Source organism: Serratia sp. BIGb0163, from assembly GCF_024809935.1.
GTDB classification, from domain to species: domain Bacteria; phylum Pseudomonadota; class Gammaproteobacteria; order Enterobacterales; family Enterobacteriaceae; genus Serratia; species Serratia quinivorans.
Genome location: NZ_JANUDZ010000012.1, coordinates 13,161 through 33,806, shown reverse-complemented (window position 1 = coordinate 33,806; position 20,646 = coordinate 13,161). Strand labels below are relative to the sequence as shown.

General features: G+C 56.8%; 17 protein-coding genes. 7 read left to right on the top strand and 10 right to left on the bottom strand.

Annotated elements, in window-relative coordinates:
* Positions 1-241 precede the first annotated feature (241 nt).
* Positions 242-481 (top strand): septal ring assembly protein ZapB, encoded by a 240-nt coding sequence (gene zapB, locus M2406_RS25410; RefSeq protein WP_012147470.1) that lies wholly within the window; start codon positions 242-244, stop codon positions 479-481.
* A 56-nt stretch (positions 482-537) separates the two neighbouring features.
* On the opposite strand, the gene rraA is transcribed toward zapB, so the two are convergent.
* The 7 genes from rraA to priA all read right to left on the bottom strand — a co-directional run bounded on the left by rraA (position 538) and on the right by priA (position 8,610).
* A complete protein-coding gene (gene rraA, locus M2406_RS25405) occupies positions 538-1,023 on the bottom strand; it encodes a ribonuclease E activity regulator RraA (RefSeq protein WP_012147469.1) in 486 nt (161 codons plus the stop codon).
* 80 nt (positions 1,024-1,103) lie between these two features.
* Positions 1,104-2,021 carry a 1,4-dihydroxy-2-naphthoate polyprenyltransferase gene (locus M2406_RS25400; RefSeq protein ID WP_012147468.1) on the bottom strand — a complete coding sequence of 306 codons (918 nt, stop codon included), beginning with the start codon at positions 2,019-2,021 and terminating at the stop codon, positions 1,104-1,106.
* Positions 2,022-2,113: 92 nt separating this feature from the next.
* Complete coding sequence (gene hslU / locus M2406_RS25395) at positions 2,114-3,448, bottom strand: HslU--HslV peptidase ATPase subunit (RefSeq protein WP_017894416.1); 1,335 nt, start codon at positions 3,446-3,448, stop codon at positions 2,114-2,116.
* Between the two features lie 12 nt (positions 3,449-3,460).
* Positions 3,461-3,991: an ATP-dependent protease subunit HslV gene (gene hslV / locus M2406_RS25390; protein WP_012147466.1), complete on the bottom strand. Its 531-nt coding sequence runs from the start codon at positions 3,989-3,991 to the stop codon at positions 3,461-3,463.
* 102 nt (positions 3,992-4,093) lie between these two features.
* Positions 4,094-5,032 carry a cell division protein FtsN gene (gene ftsN, locus M2406_RS25385; RefSeq protein ID WP_115183536.1) on the bottom strand — a complete coding sequence of 313 codons (939 nt, stop codon included), beginning with the start codon at positions 5,030-5,032 and terminating at the stop codon, positions 4,094-4,096.
* A gap of 65 nt (positions 5,033-5,097) precedes the next feature.
* Positions 5,098-6,126, bottom strand: coding sequence for a DNA-binding transcriptional regulator CytR (gene cytR, locus M2406_RS25380; RefSeq protein WP_012147464.1), 1,029 nt, complete (start codon positions 6,124-6,126; stop codon positions 5,098-5,100).
* A gap of 288 nt (positions 6,127-6,414) precedes the next feature.
* Positions 6,415-8,610 (bottom strand): primosomal protein N', encoded by a 2,196-nt coding sequence (priA, locus tag M2406_RS25375; RefSeq protein WP_112363574.1) that lies wholly within the window; start codon positions 8,608-8,610, stop codon positions 6,415-6,417.
* Between the two features lie 198 nt (positions 8,611-8,808).
* Here priA and rpmE point away from each other — a divergent pair, with 198 nt between their 5' ends.
* Positions 8,809-9,024 carry a 50S ribosomal protein L31 gene (gene rpmE, locus M2406_RS25370; protein ID WP_012147462.1) on the top strand — a complete coding sequence of 72 codons (216 nt, stop codon included), beginning with the start codon at positions 8,809-8,811 and terminating at the stop codon, positions 9,022-9,024.
* A gap of 81 nt (positions 9,025-9,105) precedes the next feature.
* Here rpmE and metJ read toward each other — a convergent pair whose 3' ends face one another.
* Positions 9,106-9,423, bottom strand: coding sequence for a met regulon transcriptional regulator MetJ (gene metJ / locus M2406_RS25365; protein ID WP_012147461.1), 318 nt, complete (start codon positions 9,421-9,423; stop codon positions 9,106-9,108).
* 317 nt (positions 9,424-9,740) lie between these two features.
* Here metJ and metB point away from each other — a divergent pair, with 317 nt between their 5' ends.
* The 3 genes from metB to metF all read left to right on the top strand — a co-directional run bounded on the left by metB (position 9,741) and on the right by metF (position 14,460).
* A complete protein-coding gene (metB, locus tag M2406_RS25360) occupies positions 9,741-10,901 on the top strand; it encodes a cystathionine gamma-synthase (protein ID WP_012147460.1) in 1,161 nt (386 codons plus the stop codon).
* Between the two features lie 2 nt (positions 10,902-10,903).
* The gene (locus tag M2406_RS25355; RefSeq protein ID WP_112363573.1) at positions 10,904-13,339 is read left to right on the top strand and encodes a bifunctional aspartate kinase/homoserine dehydrogenase II; all 2,436 of its coding nucleotides are present in this window, start codon (positions 10,904-10,906) and stop codon (positions 13,337-13,339) included.
* Between the two features lie 227 nt (positions 13,340-13,566).
* Positions 13,567-14,460 carry a methylenetetrahydrofolate reductase gene (gene metF, locus M2406_RS25350; protein WP_012147458.1) on the top strand — a complete coding sequence of 298 codons (894 nt, stop codon included), beginning with the start codon at positions 13,567-13,569 and terminating at the stop codon, positions 14,458-14,460.
* Positions 14,461-14,566: 106 nt separating this feature from the next.
* Here the strand turns inward: metF and ppc are convergent, their stop codons facing one another.
* A complete protein-coding gene (ppc, locus tag M2406_RS25345) occupies positions 14,567-17,203 on the bottom strand; it encodes a phosphoenolpyruvate carboxylase (RefSeq protein ID WP_012147457.1) in 2,637 nt (878 codons plus the stop codon).
* A gap of 258 nt (positions 17,204-17,461) precedes the next feature.
* Entirely contained in the window at positions 17,462-18,607 is a 1,146-nt protein-coding gene (argE, locus tag M2406_RS25340; protein ID WP_165366704.1) for an acetylornithine deacetylase, read from the bottom strand.
* Positions 18,608-18,823: 216 nt separating this feature from the next.
* Here argE and argC point away from each other — a divergent pair, with 216 nt between their 5' ends.
* Both argC and argB read left to right on the top strand, forming a co-directional pair.
* Complete coding sequence (gene argC / locus M2406_RS25335; RefSeq protein ID WP_012147455.1) at positions 18,824-19,828, top strand: N-acetyl-gamma-glutamyl-phosphate reductase; 1,005 nt, start codon at positions 18,824-18,826, stop codon at positions 19,826-19,828.
* Positions 19,829-19,857: 29 nt separating this feature from the next.
* Positions 19,858-20,631, top strand: coding sequence for an acetylglutamate kinase (gene argB, locus M2406_RS25330; protein WP_012147454.1), 774 nt, complete (start codon positions 19,858-19,860; stop codon positions 20,629-20,631).
* Positions 20,632-20,646 lie beyond the last annotated feature (15 nt).

Genomic DNA, 20,646 nt, shown 5'->3' with positions numbered 1-20,646 from the left:
TTTGCTGATAGTGGCGGCAGGAAAATTGCAACAGACTGCGCGTTGAGCCGGATGTTGCTAGACAGTCGGGGACAGGCTACTTACAATCGTTTTTATCGAAAGAAGCGTTTTATCGAGACAGGCGCGTTATTTTCAATAAAAGCGTGTGTCACTTGGCGCGATGCATATTCGCAGCAGTTGCAACCAAAGTTGCGGCCGTTACCTATAGATGTACGCCTTGCTATCATGAGGGGACTGAAGAATGTCATTTGAAGTATTTGAGAAATTGGAATCAAAAGTTCAGCAGGCGATCGATACCATCACCCTGCTGCAGATGGAAATTGAAGAGCTGAAAGACAAAAACAACACTCTTTCACAGGAAGTTCAGGCTGCCTCCGGCAACCACGAATCGTTGGTACGCGAGAACCAGCAACTGAAAGAAGAGCAGCACGTATGGCAAGACCGTCTGCGTGCGCTGTTGGGCAAAATGGAAGAAGTCTGATTCCGTATTGCACGATCGAAAAGGGCGCCTAAGGCGCCCTTTTTCCTGTCTGAAAATCACTCGATATCGAGTGGATCCTCGGACAGGATAATACCGGTATTGTCGGCATACAGATGATCGCCGGAGAAGAAGGTCACACCGCCGAAGTTAACGCGGATGTCGCTTTCGCCAATGCTTTCACTGGCGGCGCCGACCGGAATGGCCGCCATGGCCTGAATACCGATGTCCATCTCTTCCAGATCGTCTACCTGGCGAACCGCGCCGTACACCACGATGCCTTCCCACTCGTTCTGGGTGGCCAGACGTGCCAGTTCTGCGTTGATCAGGGCACGACGTACCGAGCCGCCACCGTCAATCACCAGGACGCGACCACGGCCGTTTTCTTCAAGCAGCTCGAATAACAGACCGTTATCCTCAAAGCATTTCACCGTAGTGATTTGCCCGCCAAATGAAGTACGCCCGCCAAAATTGGAGAATAGAGGCTCAACTACGTTCACCTCTTCGTGATAGATGTCGCAAAGTTCGGAAGTATCGTATTTCATAGGATTTTACGTCTGTTTGCCGCTGGAATAACCAGTATATCCCTTTATTCGCCCTGTTGGCAAAATCATCAGTTCGATGGCTAACTGAGCACCACGCCGATAGCGAACAATATATTGGCCAGCAGCGCCGCCTTGACCATATGTTCAAGCATCGGCCGCATACCGGCTGGCGTAGGGTCCCGCAACACGCGCAAGCCATGGCGTACCAGCAACGGGATAGCCAAGACAAACAACCAGCCCCACAGGCTATGCAGGTTGAGCAACGTGAACAGCGTAAAGCACGCCACCGCGCCGATCAGCAGCAACAGGTGGTAATAACGCGCCTTCTGCGGCCCGAGTCGGACTGCCAGGGTATTCTTGCCGTTGGCGCGATCGCTTTCGATATCGCGCAGATTATTGATATTGAGCACCGCCGCTGCCAGCAGGCCACAGGCGGTGGCCGGCAGCATCACGATGCTGTCAAAGGCGTGGGTTTGCAGGTAAAAAGTGCCTGCGACGCTCAGCCAGCCGAAGAACACCAGCACCGAGATATCGCCCAAGCCCAGATAGCCGTAAGGTTTGTTGCCGACGGTATAGGTAATGGCTGCGACGATAGAAAGCCCGCCCAGCACCAGGAAGCCCACCACATCGCTGGGTTGTTCACAGGCCACGGCAATTAGCGAACTGCCGGCGATGGCGATCAGTACCACCGTCACCACCAACGCCCGTTTCATCTGTGCCTGGGTGATCATGCCTTTTTGCATACCACGTAGCGGCCCGATACGATCTTCCTTGTCGCTGCCTTTTACCGCATCGCCATAGTCGTTCGCCAGGTTGGAGAGAATTTGCAGCAGGCCGGCCGTCAGCAGCGCCAGCAGCGCCACGCCGGGCTTCAGGCTACCTTGCCAGGCGGCAATGGCGGAACCGACGACGATCGAGGCAAAGGCCAGCGGCAGGGTGCGCGGTCGTAAACTTTCAAGCCAGGCTCTGGCCGGGGAGATGGTAGTTGATGAGCTCATTTTTCGCTTCAGAGTTAGTGGCTGTGTCCGTTAGAAATAGTTGTGGGAGGCAAATGCCTCCCACAGATGACTGACTGGACATGATTGAGCGATTATAGGATAAAACGACTCAAATCTTCATCCGCTACCAGTTCATCCAGATGATTACCTACGTAATCCGCATCAATTGTAATGGATTGACCGTTAATTTCACTCGCATCATAAGAAATATCTTCCATCAGACGCTCGAGCACGGTGTGCAAACGACGTGCGCCGATGTTTTCGGTGCTTTCGTTAACCTGCCATGCGGCTTCGGCGATGCGGCGGATACCTTCGGCGGTGAACTCGATATTGACGCCTTCGGTGCCCATCAGCGCTTTATACTGCTCGGTCAGCGAAGCGCTTGGCTCGGTCAGAATACGCTCGAAGTCTTCGGTGGTCAGCGCCTGCAACTCAACGCGGATCGGCAGACGGCCCTGCAGTTCCGGGATCAGGTCTGAAGGGCTGGCGGTCTGGAATGCGCCGGAAGCGATAAACAGAATGTGATCGGTTTTCACCATCCCGTGCTTGGTGGAAACGGTACAGCCTTCCACCAGCGGCAGCAGGTCGCGCTGCACGCCTTCGCGAGACACGTCCGGGCCAGAGCTTTGGCCGCCGCGCTTACAGATTTTGTCGATCTCGTCGATAAACACGATGCCGTGCTGCTCAACCGCTTCGATCGCCTGTTCTTTCAGCTCTTCCGGGTTCACAAGCTTGGCGGCTTCTTCTTCCACCAGCAGTTTGAAGGCTTCTTTGATCTTCAGCTTGCGTGGTTTCTGCTTCTGGCCACCGAGGTTCTGGAACATTGACTGCAGCTGGTTGGTCATTTCTTCCATGCCAGGAGGAGCCATGATTTCTACGCCCATCGGCGCTGCGGCCAGATCGATCTCAATTTCCTTGTCGTCCAACTGGCCTTCACGCAGTTTCTTGCGGAATGCCTGGCGTGCCGAGGACGGCTCCTGATGCTCTTCCGCCTGGCCCCAGTTGTTCTTGGCCGGTGGGATCAACACATCAAGGATACGTTCTTCCGCCAGCTCTTCGGCGCGGGTACGGTTCTTGTCGATTGATTGCAGACGCACCATTTTGATCGCAGCATCGGTCAGGTCGCGGATAATAGAATCCACTTCTTTCCCAACGTAGCCCACTTCGGTGAACTTGGTGGCTTCAACCTTGATGAACGGCGCGTTGGCCAGTTTCGCCAGACGGCGGGCGATTTCGGTTTTACCGACGCCGGTCGGGCCGATCATCAGAATGTTCTTTGGCGTGACTTCGTGGCGCAGCATCTCGTTGAGCTGCATCCGGCGCCAGCGGTTACGCAGGGCGATGGCAACGGCACGTTTGGCTTTGTTCTGGCCAATGATGTAGCTGTCCAGTTCGCTGACGATCTCGCGCGGGGTCATTTCAGACATAGTATTCGATCCTTACGCTTTGGAAGGCAATTCTTCAATGGTGTGGAAATGGTTGGTGTAAATACAGATGTCACCGGCGATGTTGAGAGACTTATCAACAATTTCGCGGGCGCTCAGCTCGGTATTTTCCAACATCGCGCGGGCGGCTGCCTGGGCGTACGGACCGCCGGAGCCAATCGCAATCAAATCATTTTCAGGCTGGATCACGTCACCGTTGCCGGTGATGATCAGCGAGGAGTTTTCATCCGCGACTGCCAGCAGCGCTTCGAGCTTGCGCAGCATGCGGTCGGTGCGCCAGTCTTTCGCTAATTCAACGGCTGCTTTCACCAGGTGACCCTGATGCATTTCCAGCTTGCGCTCGAACAGCTCAAACAGCGTGAAGGCATCCGCGGTGCCACCGGCAAAACCGGCAATCACTTTGTCGTTATACAGGCGACGCACTTTCTTGACGTTGCCCTTCATTACCGTATTGCCCAAGGTAGCCTGGCCATCGCCACCGATCACTACCTGGCCGTTACGGCGTACGCTTACAATTGTTGTCACGAGCAGACCCTCGTTGAAGACGGAAAGAAGCCCTCGCAGTATCTGCTTGCGCAGACACTACGAGGCATATTGAGAGTATAGATGGGGGGGGATTGAAGCTTTTCAACCCCCAACGGAGAGGGGAATGCAACTTGACATGCCTACGCCCTTCAGGCGCGACAGGGTTTTGTCCGCAGCAGCCCGGCTGCTGTATGGGCCGAGCACCACACGATTCCAGCCGCCGCCGGCGGTGATACGGCTTTCAATACCTTCAAACGCCAGGCGCGCACGCACGGATTCTGCCTGGTCGGTTGCACGGAACGAGCCACACTGCACCATCCATTTTTGCTTCGACTCTGGCTTGGTTTCCTGCTTGGCCGTTTCCTGTTTCACTTCCGGCTTGGTTTCCGGTTTGACCTCAGGTTTCGGCTGCTTAACCTGCACCGGCGGCTGCGTTACCGGCTGCGGCTTGGGTTGTGGCTTCGGCTGAGCCGGCTGCTGTACCGGTGCTGTCGTCGCGCCGTTGTTAAACGGGTTACGCGGTTGAGTCACCGGTGGTTGCTGCACCTGCTGCTGCTGAATCTGCTGTTGTTGCACCTGCTGCTGCTGACGGCTACGTGCGGCGGCCTGAGAAGGGTCGTTATACGGCACTTCATTGAGCTGTGTCGGACGTTGTTGCATATCCGCCTGCATTTGATCCAGCAGTTGGCGTTGCTCTGCAGTCAACTGAGTCTTGGAGTTGGCTTCACCGCCTGCCGTAGGTTCGGTCGGGGTTTGCACGCCAATCTGACGATTCTCCAGCTCTTTGATGTAGCGCCAGCGTTCTTCCGGTTTCGGCGGCAAGCCGTTACCCGGACGATTGCTGTGCACAGGCAGCAGCGGCGCGTCATCCGGCTTGTTGTGCGTAATGAAATAGAGGCCACCGATAAAGACAACCAGAAGTGCGACGGCTAACGCCAACACGGTTTTGGAAACCTTCGGAGAACTGCGTTTTTTACGGCTGGGGGTTTTACGCTTAGCTCCTGCTGCGCGCCCACGGCTTACATAGTCTTTTTGTGCCACTATTATTCCGCTGTGTCCTGATGAGGGGATAAGTCCGTCATGTTACTGAACCCTAAAATATTTGACTAGCGTTTCGGGGCAGCGGTGCTGCCTCTGATAATCAATTCACTGTCCAATAGCCGGGAGCCGCTTGCCACGGTCTGCCCGTGTAGCTGCTCCAACAGCAATAACATGGCCTGCTGGCCAATCTGGTAGCGCGGTTGAGCCACTGTGGTTAACGGTGGATCGCAATACTGCGCCAGTTTGATGTCGTCAAAGCCGATGATAGAAAGGTCCTGCGGTACCCGCAGCCCCATCTTTTTCGCCTGCGACAGCACGCCAATGGCCATCACATCACTGTGGCAGAACACTGCCGTCGGCGGTTTTGGCTGTGCCATCAACGTTGCCAGCGCCTGAGCGCCAGCCTCGTAGGTGAAATCACCCCGGGTAATATAGCTGCTTTCGACGGTAATGCCATTACGACGTAGCGCCTGAATGTAACCTTGCAGGCGATAATGGCTGAGCGGCATCTGTTCCGGCCCGGCGACACAGGCGATTTGCTGGTGGCCGAGCTGATGTAAATAATGCACGGCTTCGAAGGCGGCGGTCAGGTTATCGATGTGCACCGTCGGCAGTTCCAGCTCCGGAGCAAACTCGTTGGCCATCACCATCGGCGGCAGGTTACGCTGTTCTTCCTTGCTGGCATCGAACGGCAGGTTAGAGCCGAGCAGCAGCATGCCATCGATTTGTTTGGTAATGATCAGGTTGACGAAGGTGCGTTCCTGCTGGTTTTGCTGAGCACAGTCACCAATCAGCACCAGGTAGCCCTGTTGTGCGGCGGTTTGCTCGATCCCCTGGATCACATCGGCGAAAAACGGATCGCAAATGTCGGGGACGATCACCAGGATAGTCCGGGATTCGTTACGCTTGATATTGCGAGAGAGGGCATGAGGAGAATAGCCCACGGCCAGTACGGCCTGTTCCACTTTCTGACGCGTCGGCGTTGACACCTTTTCCGGGTTCATCAGCGCACGCGACACGGTTGCCGTTGAAACGCCCGCCATTTCGGCAACGTCTTTCATGGTTGCCATGGATAATTCTTTCTTGTGTTCCAACGCCTTTCTCCTTGCGTTAGCCCCATGCCAACGCGACGACTTCAGTTTGCTCACAAATTCTGGCGTGCGGTGGTGTTGTTATCATTTAGCGCCATCCGCGCTCAAACATTCCATCACTGTCCTGCAAGAGGTGACAAATTGCCTTCGCAGTTATTCTAAACAGAATACGTCCTGCCTTTGTTACCTAATTTGCATAAAAAGTGTGACCTGGGAAGGTTTTTTAGCGTTCGCTCGCAATTTCAAGGGTAAACGTTTGCATTGGATGAACTGAATCGGACTTTTCTGGGTTCAGCTGTCTATCGGATCGATATCCAGCGTCCATTTCACCTTTCGTGCCTGTGGCAGGGTACTGACCAGCGGCAGGGAGCTTTTCATTAACTGTTGCAGTACCCGCCGGGAAGGGTGTTGCAGCAGCAGTTGCCAGCGGAAACGACCGCCGCGTTTCGACTGCAGCGCCGGGACCGGCCCCATCACCCATAGCGAGTCATCTTTCAGCGGGCTGGCTTCCAGCAGATTGCGCAGTTGCTGCAGGAACTGGGGGGCCTGCTGGTTATCGTGATCTTCCGAACGCACGATGATATGGCTGGTATAGGGCGGCAGGAACACGCTGTTGCGCTCCGCCAACGTCTGTTTGGCAAAGGCGTCGTAACCCTGTTGCAGCAGAATTTGCAGCAGTGGGTGTTCCGGGTGGTGAGTCTGTAACAATACTTCACCGGGCTTACCGGCACGGCCGGCGCGGCCGGAGACCTGGGTATACAGCTGGGCAAAGCGCTCGGCGGAACGGAAGTCGGCCGAGAACAGAGCGCCGTCGACATCCAGCAGGGCTACCAACGTCACATCCGGGAAATGGTGGCCCTTGGCCAGCATCTGGGTGCCGATTAAAATGCGCGAGCCGCCGCGGTGAATATCCGCCAGATGCTGTTCCAGCGAGCCTTTGCGGCTGGTGGTGTCGCGATCGATACGGGTGATCGGCGTTTCCGGGAACAGCGGCGCCAGTTCATGTTCCAACTGTTCTGTGCCGACGCCGACCGACACCAGATGAGTAGAGCCGCATTGTGGGCACTGGTGGGGGACCGGACGCTGGCTGTCGCAGTGGTGGCAGCGCAGTTGACGATGATTCTGGTGGAAGGTGTAGTAATGATCGCAGCGCTGACACTCGGCGATCCAGCCGCACTCGTGGCATAACAGCGCCGGTGCGTAGCCGCGCCGGTTAAGAAACAGCATCACCTGATTACCGGCCTTCAAATGGTGCTGCATGCTTTTCAGCAACGGCTGCGAAAGACCCACTTTCAGCGGTAGGCCTTTCAGATCGATCAGATGCTGCGTCGCCGGTTTGGCATTACCTGCACGCTGGGTGAGTTTGAGCTGGCGATATTTACCCAGTTGCACATTGTGCAGCGTTTCCAGTGCCGGCGTGGCGGTGCCCATCACCATCGGGATGTTTTCCTCGCGGGCACGGAATACCGCCAGATCGCGGGCGTGGTAGCGCCAGCCTTCCTGCTGTTTATAAGAGCTGTCGTGTTCTTCATCGATGATGATCACGCCCAGGCGCGAAAACGGCGTAAACAGCGCCGAGCGGGTGCCGATTACAATTGCCGCCTCGCCGCTGCGGGCGCGCAGCCAGACTGCCAGCCGTTCACTGTCGTTAAGGCCGGAGTGCAGCACCTCCACCGGAGCGTTGAAACGTTCGCGAAAACGGGCAATGGTCTGCGGCGTCAGGCCGATTTCCGGCACCAGTACCAATGCCTGTTTGCCCTTCGCCAGGATGTTTTCCAGTACGCTGAGATAGACCTCGGTCTTGCCGGAACCCGTAACCCCGGCCAGCAGCCAGGTGGCGAACTGCTCGTCTTCGCTGCGAATGGCACCCACGGCGGTCGCCTGCTCGGTGTTCAGCCGCAGCCGTTCACCCAGCACTTCAAAACCGGGCCGCCAGTCCTGCACCGCCAACGTCTGAGAGCGTAAATCGATCAGCCCCTTGGCGCGCAATGCCTGCAAGGCGCTCTCGGTTAATTCCAGTTCACTGACCTGATGGCGATAGACCGGACGTTGCAGCAACGCGGCCAGCGCTTGCTGCTGCTTGGGCGCGCGTTTCAGGCTTTCCGGCAGCGTAGCGCGGCCCTGTTCGGTAGCGAACCACTGCCACAACGGTGCCGCTTCAGCCGGTTTTCCCTGACGCAGCAGGATAGGCAATGCGTGGAACAGCACTTCACCGATGGGGTAATGATAATAGTCGCTGGCCCAGCGCAGAATGCGCCACAGGCTGGGTGAGAACAGCGAGGCGCTGTCGAGCACGCTGTCGATGGGTTTAAGCTTGTCCAGCGGTAATTCGCTGGTTTCGCTGCAGCCGGTGACGATACCGATCGCCCGTTGCTTACCCCAGGGCACACCTACGCGCGCTCCGACCGCCGGCTGCAGGCCTTGCGGCAGCAGATAGTCGAAGGTGCGGGCGAGGGGGACCGGCAAAGCAACGTGAACAACAGGCATGGGGTCATCCAGAGTGAAAAAAAGAGTCCATCAGTTTACACTGCGCATCGGCAAATGTACGGTTCCGATTGCGCGGTACTTTTAATTCTGTATAATTTGCCGCCTTTGGTATAATTCGATACCAAATTCTTTATCAACCACGTGTGGTGTCTGGCGAAACAGGGCTGGATAGCGACACGGCCTTAACTGAGGTTTCCCATGAAACAAGGTATCCACCCAAAATACGAAGAAGTTACTGCTAACTGCTCTTGCGGTAACGTGATCAAAATCCGCTCTACAGTGGGTCACGATCTGAACCTGGACGTTTGTGGCGAATGTCACCCGTTCTACACTGGCAAGCAGCGTGATGTTGCTACCGGTGGCCGCGTTGACCGCTTCAACAAGCGTTTCAGCGTGCCAGGCGCTAAGAAATAAGATTTCTTATCGTCAGATGAAAAAGGCGCCTTCGGCGCCTTTTTTCGTTTCTACCGTCTGCAAGCAAGTGCAGACCGGCGCTTAGTATTCCCAGGTATCGGGATCCACACCCAATTCACGCATCAGCAGTTTCGCGGCTTCCGGGATTTCATCGCTGCGTTCTTTGCGCAGGTCTTCGTCGTTCGGCAGCGGCTGGCCGGTAAAGGCGTGCAGAAATGCTTCGCACAGCAATTCGCTGTTGGTGGCATGGCGCAGGTTATTTACCTGGCGACGCGTCCGTTCATCGGTAAGGATTTTCAGGACCTTCAGCGGAATGGATACCGTGATTTTTTTTACTTGCTCGCTTTTTTTACCGTGTTCAGCGTAAGGGCTGACATACTCGCCGTTCCACTCAGCCATGGGACACCTTAAAATTGTCAGAAAAATTACAAAATTCTAAAAACCGGCCAATTATGCCCGATCTTCACTGTTCTCACTAAATAAATGTCAATTTTACGCGACCAGGGTCACTGAATGCGGACGATCAATAGGCGTCGCCTATGCATTCCGGGTTAACATCGTATCGTCATCTAAAACTGGCATAATTTTAGCGGGTATTAGGCTTTTGCTCAATCTATACGCAAAGAAGTTTAGATGTCCAGATGTATTGACGTCCATCCTCACTGCGATTAATCTTTAGGCCTCATTCATCCCAATCCCGAGAGCCGAGAGACCCTATGACGCGTAAACCTGCCACGATTGCCGTACGTAGCGGCCTGAACGATGACGAACAGTACGGCTGCGTTGTCCCGCCGATCCACCTTTCCAGCACCTATAATTTCACCGACTTCAACCAGCCTCGTGCTCATGACTACTCACGTCGCGGTAACCCGACGCGTGACGTGGTCCAGCGTGCGCTGGCGGAACTGGAAGGGGGCGCCGGTGCGGTGATGACCAGCAGCGGGATGTCGGCAATCCACCTGGTGACCACGGTATTCCTGCAACCCGGCGATCTGCTGGTGGCGCCACATGATTGCTATGGTGGCAGCTACCGTCTGTTCGATAGCCTGAGCAAGCGTGGTGCTTACCGCGTGCTGTTTGTCGATCAGGGGAATGAAGAAGCGCTGCAGCAGGCGTTGGCGCAAAAGCCCAAGCTGGTGCTGATTGAAAGCCCAAGCAACCCACTGCTGCGTGTGGTGGATATTGCGGCGATTTGCGATGCGGCACACGCCGTGGGGGCCTTGACGGTGGTGGACAACACCTTCCTCAGCCCGGCGCTACAGCAGCCGATTGGGCTGGGTGCCGATTTGGTGGTGCATTCCTGTACCAAATACCTCAATGGCCATTCCGACGTGGTGGCCGGCGCGGTAATTGCCAAAGATAAAGATCTGGCGGTGGAATTGGCGTGGTGGGCCAATAATATCGGCGTGACCGGTGGCGCGTTCGACAGCTATTTGTTGCTGCGCGGCATGCGCACGCTGTCGCCGCGTATCAAGGCGGCGCAACAAAACGCCGATGCGATTGTCAGTTATTTACAGCAGCAACCCTTGGTGAAAAAGCTGTATCATCCTTCTCTGCCTCAGAACCCTGGGCACGAGATTGCACGTCGTCAGCAACGCGGTTTTGGCGCGATGCTCAGCTTTGAACTGGACGGTGATGAAGCGCTACTGCGCCGTTTTCTGTCTGCCCTTGAGCTGTTTACTCTGGCAGAATCCTTGGGCGGCGTAGAAAGCCTGATCTCGCATGCAGCGACCATGACCCACGCAGGTATGGCGGCAGAAGCCCGTGCGGCGGCCGGTATTTCCGAGAGCCTGCTGCGTATCTCCGTGGGTATTGAAGACAGTGAAGATTTGATTGCCGATCTGGAACGAGCCTTCCAGGCGGCGGCAACGAGGTAAGCATGAATGCAATTGCGGTAGCAGGGCCGGTGAGCGGGCGTCAACTACACAAGTTTGGCGGCAGCAGCCTGGCAGACGTGAAGTGTTATCTGCGGGTGGCCGGGATCATGGCCGAATACAGCCAACCGGGTGACATGATGGTGGTGTCGGCTGCCGGCAGCACCACCAACCAACTGATTAGCTGGCTGAAGCTCAGTCAAAGCGATCGTCTTTCTGCACATCAGGTTCAGCAGACGCTGCGTCGCTATCACAGCGAATTGATTGGCGGTCTGCTCCCACCGGAAACTGCCGAGCCGTTGATCGCCGAGTTTATTCAGGATCTGGAGCGTCTGGCGGTGTTGCTGGACGAAAAGCTCGACGACGCCGTATACGCCGAGGTCGTTGGGCACGGTGAGATTTGGTCGGCGCGGCTGATGGCGGCGGTACTGAACAAGCTGGATATGCAGGCCGCCTGGCTGGATGCGCGTGACTTCCTGCGCGCGGAGCGTGCCGCTCAACCTCAGGTTGACGAAGGCCGCTCTTATCCATTGCTGCAACAGTTGCTGGCTCAGCACCCGGGCAAACGCCTGGTGGTGACCGGCTTTATTTCACGCAACGACGCCGGTGAAACCGTGTTGTTGGGGCGTAACGGCAGTGACTATTCCGCTACCCAGGTCGGCGCGTTGGCCGGTGCGGAGCGCGTGACCATTTGGAGCGACGTGGCCGGGGTTTACAGTGCCGATCCACGCAAGGTAAAAGATGCCTGCCTGCTGCCACTGTTGCGGTTGGATGAAGCCAGTGAACTGGCTCGCCTGGCGGCACCGGTGCTGCATACTCGCACCCTGCAGCCGGTGTCCGGCAGTGATATCGATCTGCAACTGCGCTGTAGCTATCAGCCGGAACAAGGCTCAACGCGTATCGAACGCGTGCTGGCCTCCGGCACCGGCGCGAAGATTGTCACCAGCCATGACGACGTGTGTTTGATTGAGCTGAACGTTGCCAGCCAGCATGACTTCACACTGGCGCAGAAAGAGCTGGATTTGGTACTCAAGCGCGCGCAAATCAAACCGCTGGCGATCGGCATTCATCCTGATCGTAATCTGGTTCAACTGTGCTACACCTCGGAAGTGGTCAATAGCGTGCTGCGTACCTTGCAGGACGCGGCATTACCGGGTGAGCTGCGGCTGCGTGAAGGCCTGGCGCTGGTGGCGCTGGTGGGCGCGGGCGTTTGCAAGAATCCGCTGCACAGCCACCGTTTCTATCAACAGTTGAAAGACCAGCCGGTAGAATTTATCTGGCAGGCCGAAGACGGCATCAGCCTGGTGGCGGTACTGCGTCAGGGGCCGACCGCGTTGCTGATCCAGGGCCTGCATCAGACCCTGTTCCGCGCCGAAAAAAGCATTGGCCTGGTGCTGTTCGGTAAAGGCAACATCGGCGCACGCTGGCTGGAGCTGTTTGCCCGCGAGCAGAAAAATATTTCCGCCCGCAGCGGCTTTGAGTTCAGCCTGGCGGGCGTGGTGGACAGCCGCCGCAGCCTGCTCAATTACGATGGGCTGGATGCCAGCCGCGCCCTGGCGTTCTTTGAGGACGAAGCACAGGAGCTGGACGAAGAGTCACTGTTCCTGTGGATGCGTGCGCATCCGTTCGACGATCTGGTGGTGCTTGACGTGACCGCCAGTGAGGAGCTGGCCGAACAATATCTGGATTTCGCCAGCTATGGCTTCCATGTGATCAGCGCCAACAAGCTGGCGGGCGCGTCTTGCAGCGATAATTATCGCCAAATTCGTGATGCTTTCGCCAAAACCGGCCGCCACTGGCTGTATAACGCTACCGTCGGTGCCGGCCTGCCGGTCAACCATACGGTGCGAGATCTGCGTGACAGCGGCGATAGCATTCTGGCGATCAGCGGTATCTTCTCCGGTACGCTTTCCTGGCTGTTCCTGCAGTTCGACGGCACGGTGCCGTTCACCGAGTTGGTGGATCAGGCCTGGCAGCAGGGGCTGACCGAACCGGATCCGCGGGTCGATCTCTCCGGCCAGGACGTGATGCGCAAGCTGGTGATCCTGGCGCGTGAAGCGGGCTACGATATTGAGCCGAATCAGGTACGAGTCGAATCGCTGGTGCCTGCGGGGGCCGAACAGGGCTCCGTCGATCAGTTCTTCGAAAACGGCGATGCGTTGAACCAGCAGATGCTGCAACGTTTTGAGGCCGCCAGTGAAATGGGGTTGGTGCTGCGCCACGTGGCGCGTTTCGATGCCAATGGTAAGGCGCGTGTCGGCGTGGAAGCGGTACGGCCTGAACATCCGCTGGCATCGTTGCTGCCGTGCGATAACGTGTTCGCTATCGAAAGCCGCTGGTACCGCGACAACCCACTGGTGATCCGCGGGCCGGGTGCCGGGCGTGACGTCACTGCCGGTGCGATCCAGTCAGACCTTAACCGTTTGGCGCAGCTACTTTAATTTTCTTGTGGGCGCGGATCAACCGCGCCCCTCGTTTTTCCTGCCATAATTATTCTTATTCTGAACGTGAAATTCTTTCTCTTAACGGGTGAGGATTAATCATCTTATTCCCCTCAGTTTCCTGTTGACTCTTTAGTCAACATACGGCATTTTCTATCTAGACGTCTAAACGTATAGACGCTTAATAAGATAAAGCAAAACAGCGATCGATAAGAGGCGGACAGGGTATGAGTTTTTTTCACGCAAACCAGCGGGAAGCGCTGAATCAGAGTCTGGCAGAGTTAAACGGCCAGATTAACGTATCATTCGAGTTCTTCCCGCCGCGCACCAGCGAGATGGAAGACACCCTGTGGCAGTCCATCGATCGTCTGAGCAGCCTGAAACCTAAATTTGTCTCTGTGACCTATGGTGCCAACTCCGGCGAGCGCGATCGTACCCACAGCATTATCAAAGGGATTAAGGAGCGTACCGGTCTGGAGGCAGCACCGCACCTGACCTGCATCGACGCCAGCCCGGCTCAGCTGCGTGAGATTGCTACCGACTACTGGAACAGCGGCATCCGTCATATCGTGGCGCTGCGTGGCGACCTGCCACCGGGCAGCGGTAAGCCCGATATGTACGCTACCGATTTGGTGGCCTTGCTCAAAGACGTCGGCGATTTTGATATCTCGGTGGCGGCCTACCCTGAAGTGCACCCGGAAGCCAAAAGTCCGCAGGCAGACCTGATCAACCTGAAGCGTAAAATCGATGCCGGTGCCAACCGCGCGATTACCCAGTTCTTCTTTGATGTGGAAAGTTACCTGCGTTTTCGTGACCGCTGCGTGGCGACCGGTATTGACGTGGAAATCGTGCCGGGCATTCTGCCGGTGTCCAACTTCAAGCAGTTGCAGCGTTTTGCCACCATGACTAACGTGCGTGTGCCTAGCTGGATGACCAGCATGTTTGAAGGGCTGGACGACGATGCCGAAACCCGCAAAATGGTCGGTGCCAATATCGCGATGGATATGGTGAAAATTCTCAGCCGCGAAGGGGTGAAAGACTTCCACTTCTATACGCTGAACCGCGCCGAGATGAGTTACGCCATTTGCCATACGTTGGGCGTGCGCCCGGCGGCGGCATAATCTACTCTATGTGTCATTGAGAAGGGCGCTGGGTAAAGACGGCGCCCTTTTTGTTGGATAAAAAAACGGCCCCTGTGAACAGGAGCCGTTTTTTACAACGCTCTACCTAGCCGGTGTTGCGCATCCCGGCGGCGACGCCGGCAATGGTCACCATCAGCGCCTGCTCAACGCGGGCATCCGGTTGTTCCTGTTGACGTGAACGGTGCAGCAGTTCCGCCTGCAGTACGTTGAGCGGATCGGTATACACGTTACGCAGCGCAATGGATTCGGCGATCCACGGCAAGTCTTCCATCAAGTGCGCGTCATTGGCGATGGTCAACACCACCTTGATGTCGCTTGCCAGCTGGTCGCGCAATTGCTGGCCCAGTGGCCACAGCGATTTGTCGACCAGACGCTGATCGTAGTATTCCGCCAGCCACAGGTCAGCCTTGGCGAACACCATTTCCAGCATCGCGATGCGGGTGGAGAAGAATGGCCAGTCGCGGCACATGGCTTCCAGTTGATCCTGCTTACCGGCCTTCACTGCCTCTTGCAAACCGGCACCGGCACCCAGCCAGGCCGGCAGCATCAGGCGGTTCTGCGTCCAGGCGAAGATCCATGGAATGGCACGCAGGCTTTCAACGCCGCCGTTTGGCTTGCGTTTGGCCGGGCGTGAACCCAATGGCAACTTGCCCAGTTCCAGTTCCGGCGTCGCGGCGCGGAAGTACGGCACGAATTCCGGATTTTCACGCACGTAACCACGATACATTTTGCATGAGGTGTCTGACAGGTCATCCATCAGCGCACGCCACTCTTTTTTCGGCTCCGGCGGCGGCAACAGGTTGGCTTCCAGGATCGCACCGGTGTACAGCGCCAGGCTGCTGATGGTGACTTCCGGCAGGCCAAATTTGAAGCGGATCATCTCCCCCTGTTCGGTGACGCGCAGGCCGCCTTTCAGGCTGCCCGGCGGTTGCGACAGCAGTGCCGCATGCGCCGGGGCGCCACCACGGCCAATCGAGCCGCCGCGACCGTGGAACAATGTCAGCGCCACGCCGGCTTTCTCACAGGTTTTGATCAGTGCGTCTTGCGCGCGGTACTGCGCCCATGAGGCGGCCATCACTCCGGCGTCTTTTGCCGAGTCGGAATAGCCAATCATCACCATCTGTTTGCCCTGGATAAAGCCGCGGTACCAGTCAATATTCAGCAACTGGGTCATTACGTCGTCGGCGTTGTTCAGGTCGTCGAGGGTTTCGAACAGTGGGGCCACCGGCAGGGCGAACGGGCAACCGGCTTCTTTCAGCAACAGGTGAACCGCCAGCACGTCAGAAGGCGTACGTGCCATGGAAATCACGTAGGCGGCAATCGAACCCTGTGGCGCTTCGGCGATCACCCGACAGGTTTCCAGCACTTCCTGGGTGTCGGCACTCGGCTCCCATTTTAGCGGCACCAGCGGGCGTTTGGAGTTCAGCTCGCGGATCAGGAATGCCTGTTTGTCGGCTTCCGACCAGCTTTCGTAGTCGCCCAGCCCCAGATAGCGGGTCAATTCGGCGATGGCTTCGGTGTGGCGGGTACTTTCCTGACGCACGTCGATCCGCACCAGCGGCACGCCAAAGCAGCGCACGCGACGCAGGGTATCGAGCAACTGGCCATTGGCGATGATGCTCATGCCACAGGCCTGCAGCGACTGGTAACAGGCGAACAGCGGTTCCCACAGCTGTTCGTTATTCACCAGCAGGTCGTGCGGTTTCAGTACGCGCTCACCCTTCAGGCGACCTTCCAGATAAGCCTGAGAGCTCATCAACTGGCTGCGCAGTTGCTTCATGATTTCGCGGTACGGCTCTTGCACTTCATCGCCACCGGCCCGTGCACGCAGTTCCGGGGTACATTCGGTCATCGACAGCTCGGAGACCAGCACCTGAATATCGCGGGTGAACAGGTCGCAGGCCTTCCAACGGCTGAGCAGCAGTACATGGCGGGTAATTTCAGCCGTCACATTCGGATTGCCGTCGCGGTCACCGCCCATCCAGGAGGTGAAACGTACCGGCACCGCTTCCGCCGGCAGGCTGTAATCGATGGAGTTTTCCAACTGTTCGTTGAATTCGCGCAGGAAGGCAGGCACCCCTTCCCACAGGCTGTTTTCCACCACCGCAAAGCCCCACTTGGCTTCGTCGATCGGGGAGGGACGATGTTTGCGGATCTCGTCGGTATGCCAGGACTGGGCCACTAATTGGCGCAGACGGCGCATGATCTTGTTGCGCTCGTAGTCGGCCAGATCGTTATGGTCGAGTTGGCTGAGGCAGGTGTTGACCTCAACCAGCTTGTGGATCAGGGTGCGGCGAGTGATTTCCGTCGGGTGCGCGGTCAGCACCAGTTCGATGGACAGCTGTGACACCGCATTTTGCAGCTCCTTGGTGCTGAGCTTTTTGTCTTTCAGCCGGGTGAACAACTGCGCCAGCGCTTCCGGGTTGCTGGCGGCTTCGCCATTGGGTGAAATGCTGTGGTACTGCTCGGCGACGTTGGTCAGATTAAGAAACTGGCTGAAGGCGCGTGCGACCGGCAGCAATTCGTCGTTGGACAGGTTTTGCAAGGTAGAAAGCAGCTCCTGGCGATGCGCTTCGTTACCTGCACGTGAAGATTTGGAAAGCTTACGGATAGTTTCAACGCGATCGAGAATATGCTCGCCCAGCGCTTCTTTGATGGTATCGCCGAGCAATTTGCCGAGCATACTGACATTACTTCGCATTGCCGAATATTGTTCGTTCATATAACCCCTGACCCAGTTCTGTATGATTTTTATCTTGTAAGTAAATTTCACGTGTCAGGCGAACAGCGCCTGTTTCATCTCGCCACGTTCCTGTCCAATGGTCAATTGACACTATTTTTAGCAAAAAAACATCAAAATCGGCGCATTTTCTGAAATTTAATTACGCTGCGCCGGTTATCAGTCTGGCTTATTTCCTTGGTTTGCTACTTATTAATGGGTAGGGAGATGATAAATCATTAACCCTACCCTGTGTCAGGTTTATTGGCGGCAGAAGTGGCTGACCAACTGACCCAGCAGCTTGCGCGTCGGTTCGATAAAGCCGGTATCTATGTATTCGTCCGGTTGATGCGCCTGGTCGATAGAGCCAGGGCCCAACACCAGCGTCGGGCAGACCTGCTGGACGAAGGGAGCCTCAGTGCAATAGTTGACCACCTGCGTGCGGGTGCCCAGCAGTTTCTCAATCACCGCCACCATATGGTGATCGGTCGGGCACTCATAACCCGGAACCGAGGCATGCAATTCCTCAATGCTCAGGCGGCCCGGCCAGCGTTGGCTGACTGGCTCCAGCGTTTGCTGCATCAGTTCGTTGATGTTGTCGAGCGTCATGCCCGGTAACGGGCGGATATCCAGATGCAGCTCGCAGCAGGCGCAGATACGGTTGGCCGCATCGCCCCCGTTGATATGACCGAAGTTCATGGTCGGGTAGGGCACGGCGAAGGCCGGGTTGTTAAAGCGCTCTTGCAGCGTTTTGCGCAGTTCCATCAGGCGGCCGATGGTTTCATGCATCAAATCGATGGCGTTCACGCCGCGCGCCGGGTCACTCGAGTGGCCGGATTGGCCGACGATGCGGATGGCGTTGGCTATGTGGCCCTTGTGCGCACGCACCGGCTGCAGCGAGGTTGGCTCACCGATAATGGCGAAGTCAGGACGGATGCTGGTCGAGGCGGCGAAATAACGTGCGCCGGCCATCGTCGTTTCTTCATCTGCGGTGGCCAGAATGTATAAAGGCTTGGTCAGTTGGCTGGCGTCGATGTCGCGTACCGCATCCAGAATAAAGGCAAAGAAGCCTTTCATATCGGCGGTGCCCAGACCGTACAGCTTATTGTCGTGTTCGGTCAGGGTGAAAGGGTCGCGCGTCCAGCGGCCTTCATCATAAGGCACGGTGTCGGTGTGACCCGCCAGCAGCAGGCCACCGCTGCCTTCGCCAATGCTGGCCAGCAGGTTGAATTTGTTGCGGCTGTCCGGCACCGGCTGCACGTCGACGCGGAAGCCCAAATCGGCAAACCAGCCGGCCAGCAAGTTGATTAACGCTTCATTACTCTGATCGAGGGCGCCATCGGTGGCGCTGATCGACGGAGTGGCGATCAACGCCCGGTACAGCTCAATAAATGGAGGTAATTTCATCTTCACTGTTGACAGCCTTTGGTTAGGTTGGTATCAATATTCATGCATTTATTGTGAATAAAAATACAATAAGCTGGAGCGTAAGGGAACCCGATTCCCGGATGATTATAAAAACATCAACGCTCGACCTCGTGGGTGAACGGCAAAACAACGCTGGTGAGCCTGGAAACCTGAGTCGAATACGACCAAACGCAAGTCTAGAAGGTGAAAGGCCCCATGTTGAATACGCTGATTGTCGGTGCCAGCGGTTATGCCGGAGCAGAGCTCACGGCGTACCTTAATCGTCACCCACACATGAACATAACCGCTTTAGCGGTTTCAGCGCAAAGTGCAGATGCAGGAAAATTGCTTTCCGATTTGCACCCCCAGTTAAAAGGCATCGTCGATCTCCCCTTGCAGCCGCTGGTTGACGTAGCCGCCGCCGCTGCTGGTATCGACGTAGTGTTCCTGGCGACGGCACACGAGGTCAGCCACGATATCGCGCCGGCGTTTCTGGCCGCAGGTTGCGTGGTGTTTGACCTGTCCGGCGCGTTCCGCGTGAAAGATACCGCCTTCTACAGCCAATATTACGGTTTTGAACATCAGCATGCCGACTTGCTGGAGCAGGCGGTGTATGGCCTGGCGGAATGGCAGAGCGACAAAATCAAACAGGCTCAGCTGATCGCCGTACCGGGCTGTTATCCGACGGCGGCGCAGTTGGCGCTGAAACCGTTGATCGACCAGGAGTTGCTGAACCTTGATCAGTGGCCGGTGATCAACGCGACCAGCGGCGTCAGCGGTGCGGGCCGCAAGGCCAGCGTGACCACCAGTTTCTGTGAGGTGAGCCTGCAGCCGTACGGTATTTTCAACCACCGTCACCATCCGGAAATCGTCGCGCATTTGGGCGTGCCGGTCATCTTCACGCCACATTTGGGTAACTTCCCGCGTGGTATTCTCGAAACCATTACCTGTCGCCTGAAAGCCGGTGTGACCGCGCAGGATGTGGCTGCCGTTTATCACGCCGCTTATGACGACAAACCGTTGGTGCGGCTGTACGACCAGGGCGTACCGGCATTGAAGTCAGTCGTCGGGCTGCCGTTCTGCGACATCGGCTTTGCCGTGCAGGGCGAACACCTGATTGCCGTGGCGGCGGAAGACAACCTGTTGAAAGGCGCAGCCGCTCAGGCGGTGCAATGCCTGAATATCCGTTTTGGGTTCCCTGAAACCCAGTCATTACTTTAATAAATCACCAGCGTGGGATGTAAACAGCGATGAATCCGTTAATTATCAAGTTAGGTGGCGTGTTATTAGACAGTGAAGAGGCGCTGGAGCGTCTGTTTACCGCACTCGACAGCTACCGTCAGCAGCATCAGCGCCCGTTGGTGATCGTTCACGGCGGCGGTTGCCTGGTCGATGAGCTGATGAAAAAGCTTTCCCTGCCGGTGGTGAAGAAAAATGGCCTGCGTGTGACCCCGGCCGATCAGATTGACATTATTACCGGCGCGCTGGCCGGCACCGCCAATAAAACCTTGCTGGCGTGGGCCATCAAGCACCAGATTAACGCGGTTGGCCTGAGCCTGGCGGACGGCGGCAGCGTGACTGTCACCCCGCTCGATCCAGCGCTGGGCCACGTGGGCAATGCGCAACCGGGCTCCCCGCTGTTGCTCAATACCCTGCTGGGCGCCGGTTACCTGCCGGTGATCAGTTCCATCGGTATTACCGCCGATGGGCAGTTAATGAATGTGAACGCCGATCAGGCGGCGACGGCTCTGGCCGCCACCCTGGGTGCGGATTTGATCCTGCTGTCGGATGTCAGTGGCATCCTCGATGGAAAAGGGCAACGCATCGCAGAAATGACGGCGCAAAAAGCGGAACAACTGATTGCCCAGGGCATCATCACTGATGGTATGGTGGTGAAGGTGAATGCGGCGCTCGATGCGGCCCGCACCCTCGGTCGCCCGGTAGATATCGCCAGTTGGCGCCATGCCGATCAGCTTCCTGCACTGTTTAACGGCGTGTCAATTGGCACCCGGATCCTCGCTTAAATATAGAATTAAAAA